This is a genomic window from Psychrobacillus sp. Z3-81 (genome assembly GCF_056620325.1).
The window spans coordinates 1-272 of record NZ_JBWQPU010000058.1 but is presented as its reverse complement, the minus strand read 5'-3'; the positions used below and the strand labels follow the sequence as shown (position 1 = coordinate 272).

Sequence of the window (272 nt, the reverse complement as noted above, 5' to 3'; positions counted from 1 at the left end):
ACTTCCCGACGGCGACGTTCACCCTCACCGAGCCCGTGGACGTCGCCGGGATCACCGAGGGCATGGTGACCGGCGAGGCCCGCGGCGCCCTGACGATCGCCGGCCAGACGCAGTCGGTCACGGTCTCCCTCGAGGCGCAGACCACGGCGGAGGGCACGGTGGAGGTCTCGGGCCAGATCCCCGTGACGTTCTCGGACTACGGCATCGAGGCGCCCGACCTCGGCTTCGTCAAGGTCGAGGACTCCGGCGCCGTGGAGATGCTGCTCGTCCTC

At 71.0% G+C, this 272-nt stretch carries 1 protein-coding gene; it reads left to right on the top strand.

Going from position 1 to position 272, the window contains the following annotated elements:
• A partial coding sequence (locus AC1ECF_RS17615; protein ID WP_480390739.1) for a YceI family protein occupies positions 1-272 on the top strand: 272 nt, incomplete at both ends.